Below are 9,827 nucleotides of genomic sequence, written 5' to 3'. Positions count from 1 at the left end.
TCAACGGCTCAAACCGACTTTTGTCGCACTCTATTTAAATAAATAATAGAGTATGACGAGGGTTCCTAGGATAATTCGGTAGTAGCCGAAGGCTTTGAAGTCGTTGCGGCGGATATATTTTAAGAGGGATTGGATGACGAGGACGGAGACGATGAAGGCGACGAACATTCCGGATAGTAGGTAGATGAGGTCGGCTTGGCTGAAGTCGAGTCCAAAGTCTTTGAGCTTAACCAGAGAAGCACCGAGCATGACTGGCATGGACATGAAGAATGAGAATTCAGTGGCGACAGTGCGGTCCATACCCAATAGAAGTCCTCCTAGGATAGTGGAACCCGACCGGGAAGTTCCAGGGATCAAGGATAGGGCTTGGAAGAGCCCGATCTTAAAGGATCTGGTATAGGAGACATCTTGTAAATGACGGTCAATCTTATCATGTCGGCCTGTCTGGCGGTTTTCAATCCAGATAAAGGCAAAACCGTAAATAATCAAAGCGGCCGCTACTACATAGGGCGTATTAAAGTATTCTTCCATATAATCCTTAATTAACAGCCCTAGCACGCCCGCCGGAATGGTGGCGATAATCACCTTGGACCATAGGATCCAGGTATCTTTTTTTTCTTGCTGGTTTTTGCGGGGATTTAAGGGGTTGAGTCGATTAAAGTATAAAAGGACCACCGCTAAGATGGATCCGAATTGGACAACCGTTCGAAACATCTCCATAAAATTAGGATCTAATTGTAATTGCAGCAAGTCTTCAACTAAAATTAGGTGTCCCGTTGATGAAATCGGCAACCACTCTGTGATCCCTTGAATAATACTTAAAATAATAATTTTTGCGAATTCGATCAGATCGATCACTGGCATAGTATCACCTCTTCTATAAAAGTCAAACCCTATTATAGCGAAAAGCACTAGGCCTGTCACTGTTCAATTGATTTTCAGAAAGGGTTAGAAAAGTCCCAACAATTTCATCACTGTTTCACATTAAAAAGTTAGTCTATAATAAGTCAAAAGAAAGCTGTTTTTTTGAACTTCATTAACTTATTAGAAACTAGGTGTTCTATGTTAAAAATTGCTTATTATTATATCCAGCGAAAGAAAACCCGGAGTATTAGCTTGCTATGCATGTTGACCTTGATCTTACTAGCCTTGACGGCCTGCATTGACTTAGTCAAGCAGTCCAATCAGATGGAAGCCACCTTGTATCAAGCTTCGCAAGCAGCTTATTCCATTCGATCCAAGGATCCAGCTCAACCCTTTGATTTAAAACAGGTGCAATCCCTACAAGACAGTCAGCCAGATAATCAGTGGGTGCGGTTCTATGAAGGGAATGCTCAACTAACTGACCATCAAGCTGTTACCGGATCCCAGAAAATCCAGCGGGATGATTTGACTGAAGGACTTAAGAACAATGTTGCTCTCTATGCAACCGATGATTCAGCCAAGCATGTGCTCTTTAATAGTCAGGTCTTTCAGCTAGTATCTGGACGGGCATTAACCTACAAAGACAATCATAAGATCTTGATTCATGAAGAATTTGCCAAGGCTAATGGATTGAAGCTACATGATCAAGTTAAGTTACGGCCGGTTAGTTTAGAAGGTGATCCGGCGGACCAGGAAGCCATGCCCTTTGAGATTGTCGGTATTTTCCAAGGTAAGCGCCAGGAGCAATATACCGGCGTATCCTCGGACTTAAGTGAGAATACCTTCTTTATGGACTATTCGGGCAGTCAAACATTATTAATGAAAGGACATGATGAGCAGCTGACTCAGTTGAATGGCTATGCGAAAGACCCTCAAGCCTTACAAGCAAGCTTCAAGGCTGCTCAAGCTTGGGCTAAGGATCATAGTCAATTGGATGTCACCAAAGACAGCCAAGCCTATGATCAGATCTTAAGTTCTATCAAAACACTGAAAAGTCTTTTTCACTGGGTAGCCTACGGAGTGATGTTCGCTGGATGGGTCATATTGACGGCCATTCTTCTTCTATGGTTACGTGAGAGACTCTATGAGATTGGGGTTCTATTAGCGATTGGACGGTCTAAGGTTAAGATTCTCGGCCAATTCCTCGCCGAATTAGTCTTCTTATCCTTGCCAGCACTTGTCCTATCAGCATTGTTGCAACCCTTGATGCTCAAGCCACTATTAGCTAGCTTGAATTTTGGTCAAGCGGCAGATTCTATTAATTCGTTAGCACTTAAAGCATCTACGGGTCTTCCTGCCATTGTTACGCTCTTTCAAGCTTATGGCTTATTGATGTTGATTATCGTTCTTGCTGTGAGTGGCTCTTCCGCAGTGATCTTAAGTAAACGCCCCAGTCATATATTAGCAAAAATTAGTTAGGAGTAATCTTATGAATATCTTATCGTTAAAAAATGTATCCTATAAATATCCTGATTCGCGTGAAAAGGTCTTGACCTTGGTCAACCAAGAATTCCAAGAAGGACAATTCTATGCCATTATTGGTAAGTCAGGCTCCGGAAAGTCAACCCTTTTATCCCTTTTAGCCGCATTAGATCAACCAAGTAGCGGACAGATCCTATTCCAAGGAGGGGACATCAAAGAAAAAGGGGATAGTTACCACCGCAAACATCATATCGCCTTGGTCTTCCAATCCTATAATTTGATTGACTACTTAACCCCCTTAGAGAATATTCGCTTGGTGAATCCTCAAGCCCCAGAGGAAATCTTAATTGAGTTGGGTCTTGACCGTGATCAAATTAATCGTAACATTAAAAAATTATCCGGTGGTCAACAACAACGGGTAGCCATTGCGCGAGCTTTAGTGTCTGAAGCCCCGATTATTCTGGCCGATGAACCGACCGGGAACCTAGATGAAGGAACGGCGGCGGAGATTGTCAGTCTCTTGAAGACGCTAGCTCGTGATCGTAATAAATGTGTTATTGTGGTGACCCACAGTCGTGAACTGGCTGCTTCTGCCGATCAAGTCCTTGAATTAAAGGATCGAAGTCTAGTGGCGGTCAATAATTACGCTTAGAAGGAGGGGGATGAAAGATGTTTAAAAATGCTTTAGCCTATGTAACCCGTAAAAAACTAAAAAGCTTGTTGATCTTTGTGATTGTCTTGATGGCTTCTAGCTTAACTTTGATTAGTCTAGCGATTAATGCAGCTACAGACCAGGCTGCTGAAGAGACCTTGAAAGACATCAATAATAGTTTCTCGATGCAGATCAACCGTCAGTATAATCCTGGAACCCCTCGTGGTGGCGGGAACGTCGCTGGAAAGGATATCCAACAGATTGCCGACTTAGAAGACATTGTCGATTATGTGAAACGAATTAACAGTGTTGCCGATCTACCTGATCTTGATTTAGTTGATAATGATCAAATTCAACAAAACCAGTCTTCTGACCGACAAGCTGAATTTGGGCATGCGGTGATGATTACCGGAGTCAACCAGTCAGCAAGAGAAGATAAATTTGTCTCTGGAGAATTTGAATTGGTGGAAGGCAAGCCCCTTGAAGAAGGTGACAAGAATCAGATCCTTATGCATAAAGACTTGGCAGCTAAGAATCATTTGAAGGTGGGCGACAAAGTAACCATCAAGTCTAATCGCTATGATGCGGATAATGTTAAGCAGGCTGATGAGACTTTTGAAGTAACCATTAAGGGCTTATTCGATGGTCATAATAAGTCTGGTGTTACCGTAGCTCAAGAGCTCTATGAGAACAATGTGATTTCCGATATTGATACAGCAGCCAAGGTCTATGGTAATGATGAAGAGACCGCTGCTTATCAAGATGCTACCTTCTTCGTCAAAGGGGGGCAAAAGTTAGATAATCTCTTAGGCAAGTTACAAAAATTGGACATTGACTGGCGCAACTACCAATTAATTAAATCAAGCTCAAACTATCCAATGCTACAAGCTTCTATCTCAGGCATCTATGGCATCTCGAAAAAGATTCTCTTAGCTGTCTTAATCTTTGCAGCGATTGTTCTAAGCTTACTATTAATCTTGTGGATGAATGCCCGCCGCGCTGAAATTGGTATTTTCCTAGCTTTAGGTATCTCTAAGTTGAAGATCTTTGGCCAATTCGCTATGGAGCTCTTATTAGTGTCCATACCGGCCTTTATTGCTTCTTTAGGGGTAGCCAAAGCCTTAGGTCAAATGATGGGTAGCCAAATCCTCAACCAAGTAACAGGAAGCTTAAAGCAAGAAATCGCTAGCCAATCCTCCGCAGCAGGATTGGGTGGGGGTGCGGAAGTCGATGGCTTTAACAAGACCATTACTAGCCTATCTATTCACTTGGATCCCGCCATCATTAGCAAAGGCTTCCTATTTATTCTAGGAGTCCTAGCCTTGGCACTGGCCTTAGCCTCCCTTAAACTCTTTAAGAAGTCAGCTAAAGACCTATTAATTGATATCGAATAAAAGAAGGAGAGAATTCGATGACCTTATTGTTAGTGGAAGATGATGAACTGATCCGCGATGGCTTAGCAGAATACCTGCGTAATGAAGGGTATGAAGTAAAAGAAGCCAGCGACGGGGGTGAAGCGATGATCTTCTTTGATCCGGATGTGATTAAATTGGTGATTCTAGATATTCAGATTCCAGTCCTCAATGGGCTGGAAGTCTTGAAGCGGATCCGGGAGATGTCTAAGGTACCCGTTTTAATGTTAACAGCCTTTACTGGTGAAGATTATAAGGTAGCGGCTTTTTCTTCCTTAGCGGATGGCTATGTGGAAAAGCCCTTCTCTTTGCCAGTGGTTAAGGCTCAGATTGATGCCTTGATGGAGCGCTATTATGGGCAAGACTCGGTCTTTCAATACCAAGAGACAGTGGTAGACTTTCAAAGCTATTCTGCAACGGTCAATGATCATCCTGTAAAGATGAACCCTAAAGAAATTGAGATTTTACAGTGTTTAGTCATGAATCAAGGGCAGGTCTTATCACGCGGCCAGATCATTGACCAAGTCTGGAAAGATAGCGATGAGATTCCTTTTGATCGGGTGATTGATGTCTATATTAAAGAACTCCGCCGTAAGCTTAAGCTAGACTGTATAGTGACCGTTCGCAACGTCGGTTATAAATTGGAGAAATAATGAAACGATTTAAACTTTTTCCTGGACTCTTCCTATCAACCCTGGCAATTCTGACGGGGTTGGTGGTAGTCGTCCATTTAACCATTTATTTTATCTTTCAGCCAACTTTTTTGATGACCCGTAAGCAGGCATTAGACCAAGCTGCTGAAGGCTTGGCTCAGTCTTTAGAGGGGATGGAAGTCTCAGCCATTCGTCAAAGTCTGGAAGTCTATTCCAATGGGAATACGATTAAGGCCTTTATCCAAACGGCTAGTCAGCCAGATTCCTTGCCGGTTGATGACCAAGTTGACCGTGATCTAACGAGTCACCACAATTCCTTGATTATTGAAGAACGGTCGGTTCAATCTAAGGATCAAGGCCCGATCAAGGTCCAGATTGTCTCGACAGCCGATATAAAAAAAGAAGCTAAGGATTTATCCTTGGCCTTTTTGCCTTATTCGATTGCTCTATCTTTCTTAATCGCTCTGCTGATCGCTTATATCTATGCCAAGGTGATCACGCACCATATCCAACAAGTTAAGCGGGTGACTGATCGCATGATGAAGCTCGATCCAGAAGCCCAGCTTCCTATTAATTCTTATCATGAGATTGGTCAATTGAAGGACCAGCTCAACCATTTATACCGTCATTTATTAGCAGTGATCGAACAAGTCGAAGCGAACTCGGCTGCTCGCATTGAATTAGAGCGTCTTCGCTTTGATTTCTTTACAGGGGCATCCCATGATTTGAAGACACCTTTAGCAAGTCTACAGATCATCTTGGAGAACATGAAGTATCAGGTGGGAAAGTATAAGGACCGTGATACATATATCGATCGGTGTTTGGACTTAACTCAAGACCTATCCGCTAGTATTCGTCAGATTCTGGCACTTTCCTCGGTTGAACAGTTGGGTCAAGATGAAGACTGGGTTCAGATTGGCCCTGAATTAACGAAGGTCTATCAAGACTATGCTCTCTGGGCTCAAGAAAAATCTATTAGAATGGTTAGCCACTTAGATCAAGAAAGTCTCTATATTAGCCGGTCGGCCTTTCAGATTGTGCTATCGAACTTGATCTCCAATGCCATCAAGTACTCTGAGCCAGGTGAAACGATCGAAGTAGGGAGTCGACAAGGTTGGTTCTATATCCAGAATACCAGTCTAGAAGCCAACGCCACCCCCTTAGAAGAAGATAGGACGGCGGAGATTAAGTCTGGGGATATTGGGACGAAGAGTACCGGCTTGGGCCTCTTTATTATTAAGCGACTGCTGGATAAATACCAAGTGCCTTATCGCTACTATCGTCGTCAGGATAGTTGGACTTTCTTAATTCAGTGTCATAAAAATTCTTAATTATTTTAGGTCAAAAAGAAGCGAGAACTAGCTAATCACTATCAACGATTATAATTTATGATGAATCAATGAAATTAATAAAAAACAAGCTAAAAAAGAACCTCTATAATTTGCATTACAAAGACGTTCTTTGTATAATAAAACTGCTAATCAAAGCTTAAATAAGAAGATTAAGCACCAATTAAATAAGATGATCCATGCTTATATATATAGGAGGTAAGTGAATGGAAAAAAATTATCGCTATGCGATCCGCAAAACGACCCTTGGGGTTGGGAGTGTGGCTATTGCCGCTATTTTAGCGGGGCAAGTACAAACCGTTGAAGCTCGAGAAGTAGACCTTCCTCAAGAGACCGTTCAAGCACAAAATAAAGCAGTGACAGACTCTGCCCCTGTAGACGACCGGCAAGAAGTTGATGACTCAGAAGGATTGGCTTTATCCGATGAAAATGTACCAACTGCAGTGGCTCAAGCTAATGCTCCAGCATCGACTGAGCCTAATTACGGAGAAGATGAAAAAAATATAAAAGACTATGATGGAAGTAACCGCTATAAGGAAACGGACCTCCAACCAGGAGATACCAATCAAACTTTAGAAAAAAATGATGAAAAGGTAGAAAAAGACGGCTTTAAGTTTGAACTTAAAAACCCATCAGAAACATCGCCAAGCAAGACCGAATATGGTTACCAAATTACCATCGACAAAAAGACTGGTCAAAGAACCTATACCAAGGTTACTGTAACTGATTCTGGTCTTATTCCTGTAAATCCTGGTGATAAACCAATGATGAATCAGGGAGATAAGTTAATTGCTGAATCCCCTGCTGTAAGCTACAAACCAACAGAAAATACAGAGTTAACAGCTAGTGTGCGACAAAGAAACTTAAATTACGAAGCAAGTAAAGAAACCTTAGAACATATTAATAATAAGGATAATGACTCTACTTCCTTTGGTTTTAAGGATAATTACACTCAAGCTAAGCCAGGAACTAAGTTTTTCGGAGATAGCTTTGGTATAAGCTACAAGGTTAACCCATGGCCAAATGAAAATGACAAGCTTCAAGAACTTAAACTTAATAAAAATAATTACGACTCAAATAAAAAACATTTTGTCCAAGGTCAAGACATTGACACTGGTATCAAGGTAGACAATATTGATGAAAGTGCCAAAGAAAGACTAGTAGGTCAAGTCTATAATCCTATTACAGGGAAAATTGTCCCAGGAGCTAAGGCCTATATTGGTGATAACGGCAATATCTTTGTTAAAATGCCGGAAGGTGCCCTAACAAAGGATAAAGATGGAAAAACAATCATCAAAGAAGATTCCATCTTTAATACTCCTGACTATAAGGGAATCCAAAATCTAGATGTTAAGTTCTTTGCCCGTCCAAGAACAGCAGATGAATTTAACGCTATAGCTCAAGCAGCTGAGGATGAATGGGATAGAGGAACCTATGTAGGAACAAGTGCTGGAACTGCTACAATCAACCACAAGGGTAAGGATGTTGTAATCGACAAGCAAGGCATCGACCGCTACGACCACTACAACCTTATCGGTAACTTCAAGCTAAACCTTGACGATACACGCTATTATGACCAAAAGTTTGAAGATGGTAATGGTGATGATACCTCTAAGGTGACCTCATCTGGAGTAAAACCGGGCGAGCCCTTTAAAGTGGGTATCGTCGAGCCGGAAAATCCGGGTGAAACTGACAAGTCAGCTGCTGAAATGAATGAAGCCCAAAATAAAGGAGAAGCTTCTGGTAAGCTTATCTTGGACTTTATCAACCGTGAGAATAAGGGGAAGGCTCCGGAAGATCAATGGAAGGTGGATGTGGATCCAAACGACATTGCGAATTTCACGGTAACTGCTCCTAAATCAGCCAAGGCAGGAGACTTTGTCGCAATTCCTTTAGAATATACCTATACAAATGGGTCAAAAGACGTCCACTGGTTCCACTTTGTAGTTCAAGAATCAACCTACATCAAGCCAGAATATGACACCCAAGTAAACTTCCCGGTAAATGAACAAACATCTGCTGCAACCGTCACAGAAGATGGAAAGAGAATACCACCAAGTAGTTATACTCTTCCAGATACACTTGAAACTGACGAAGCAGGCAATAAACTAGCTACAGATGATAAGGGAAATAAATGGACTGTAAAAGTAGATGAAACAACCGGTAAGGTAACTGCAAAACCAGTAGATCCACTAGCGTTTAATGGTGGTGAAAAGCTTGCAGTACCAGTTATCGCTCACTATGTGGATGAACAAAAACCGGGTGAAGACATTACGGAAGAAGTCAATGCTTATTTCGTTATCGAAGAAAGGGCCAATATGACGGCGCGTTACAATGCTAAGGCAGGTAAGTCAGGCGATCAGCTTTCTTCAGATGTTATTTTAAATACAGAAGATAAATACAACAGAAGACCAGGTAAGTACACCCTAGAATCTGATACTTATGTTGATGATAAGGGTAATACTTGGCACGTAACAATTGATGAAAATACCGGTAAGGTAACTGCAACTGTACCAAATGCCGAAGAAGGCAAATCAATAGACGGAGCATTACTAAATGTACCAGTCACAGCCCACTACTATGAAGAAGATGGCAAGCTAGAAGTAGGTACAAAGAAAACAGAAGCTCAATTTATGGCTTATGGGACAAATGGAAAAGTTGAAAAAACAGTAGAAGTTCCTTTTGAAACAAAGGTAGAAAAAGATCCAAATCTTAAAAAAGGTGAAATCAAAGTCATCACTGAAGGTAAGGTAGGTTCTAAGAAAGTAACCTATACGATCGAAGATTCAAAAATCATAAAAGAAGAAGAAAAAGAAATAGAAGCACCACAAGAACGTCTAATCCACGTCGGTGAAGGTGTGAACAATGGTACTCACAAGATTGAAGAAAAAGTTGAAGTAGGATTTGAAACTGAAGTAGAATTCGACGATAGCCTTGCTCCAGGTGAGAAAAAAGTTACCCAAGAAGGTGAACCAGGAGAAAAGACCAGAACAACTACTCTTACAATTGAAGATGGTCAGGTAACTAAGACTGAAGTAGGCGAATTTACTGAGACCAAGGCACCTAAGAAGCGCATCATCAAAGTAGGTAGAAATACTGAAGGTAAGGTTGAACACAAGGAAGAGCTTCCGTTTAAATACAAAGTTGAAGAAGTAGACACACTTAAAAAAGGTGAATACAAGATTGTAAAACCAGGTAAGGTTGGTACGAAGACAACAACTTGGACCATTAAGAATTCTCAAATCGATGGTAAGCCTACTGAAACAATAGATCCTGCAGAAGATGCACTTATCCAAGTTGGTAAGGGAACTAACGACGGTACTCACGAAGTACTTGAAAAGAAAGCCATCGATTATAAAACGATCATCGAATACGATGAAAACCTAGACGCTGGCCAACAAGAAGTTGTCAAAGA

The 9,827-nt window shown here is 41.5% G+C and carries 7 protein-coding genes; 6 read left to right on the top strand and 1 reads right to left on the bottom strand.

The genetic code is table 11. The annotated features are described in order from the left end of the window. Positions 1–30 precede the first annotated feature (30 nt). Positions 31–864, bottom strand: a complete 834-nt coding sequence (locus HMPREF2758_RS06800) for an undecaprenyl-diphosphate phosphatase (protein WP_083304863.1) — start codon at positions 862–864, stop codon at positions 31–33. Positions 865–1,062: 198 nt separating this feature from the next. Here HMPREF2758_RS06800 and HMPREF2758_RS06795 point away from each other — a divergent pair, with 198 nt between their 5' ends. The 6 genes from HMPREF2758_RS06795 to HMPREF2758_RS06770 all read left to right on the top strand — a co-directional run. Continuing rightward, a complete protein-coding gene (locus HMPREF2758_RS06795; RefSeq protein ID WP_070609730.1) occupies positions 1,063–2,343 on the top strand; it encodes an ABC transporter permease in 1,281 nt (426 codons plus the stop codon). Between the two features lie 10 nt (positions 2,344–2,353). Further along, on the top strand, positions 2,354–2,998 hold the full coding sequence (locus HMPREF2758_RS06790; protein ID WP_070609729.1) for an ABC transporter ATP-binding protein: 645 nt from the start codon (positions 2,354–2,356) through the stop codon (positions 2,996–2,998). 17 nt (positions 2,999–3,015) lie between these two features. Next, complete coding sequence (locus HMPREF2758_RS06785; RefSeq protein WP_070609728.1) at positions 3,016–4,392, top strand: ABC transporter permease; 1,377 nt, start codon at positions 3,016–3,018, stop codon at positions 4,390–4,392. A 17-nt stretch (positions 4,393–4,409) separates the two neighbouring features. Then, complete coding sequence (locus tag HMPREF2758_RS06780) at positions 4,410–5,063, top strand: response regulator transcription factor (protein WP_070609727.1); 654 nt, start codon at positions 4,410–4,412, stop codon at positions 5,061–5,063. Beyond that, the gene (locus HMPREF2758_RS06775; RefSeq protein ID WP_070609726.1) at positions 5,063–6,394 is read left to right on the top strand and encodes a sensor histidine kinase; all 1,332 of its coding nucleotides are present in this window, start codon (positions 5,063–5,065) and stop codon (positions 6,392–6,394) included. The genes HMPREF2758_RS06780 and HMPREF2758_RS06775 overlap by 1 nt, the downstream gene beginning before the upstream one ends. A gap of 224 nt (positions 6,395–6,618) precedes the next feature. Beyond that, positions 6,619–9,827 (top strand): adhesin domain containing protein (locus HMPREF2758_RS06770; RefSeq protein ID WP_148128891.1); only part of this gene is annotated, 3,209 nt, incomplete at its 3' end.

Source organism: Facklamia sp. HMSC062C11 (genome assembly GCF_001810675.1).
Lineage (GTDB): Bacteria > Bacillota > Bacilli > Lactobacillales > Aerococcaceae > Facklamia > Facklamia hominis.
The sequence above is the reverse complement of the archived record's forward strand: the minus strand, read 5'-3'. Positions and strand labels throughout refer to the sequence as shown.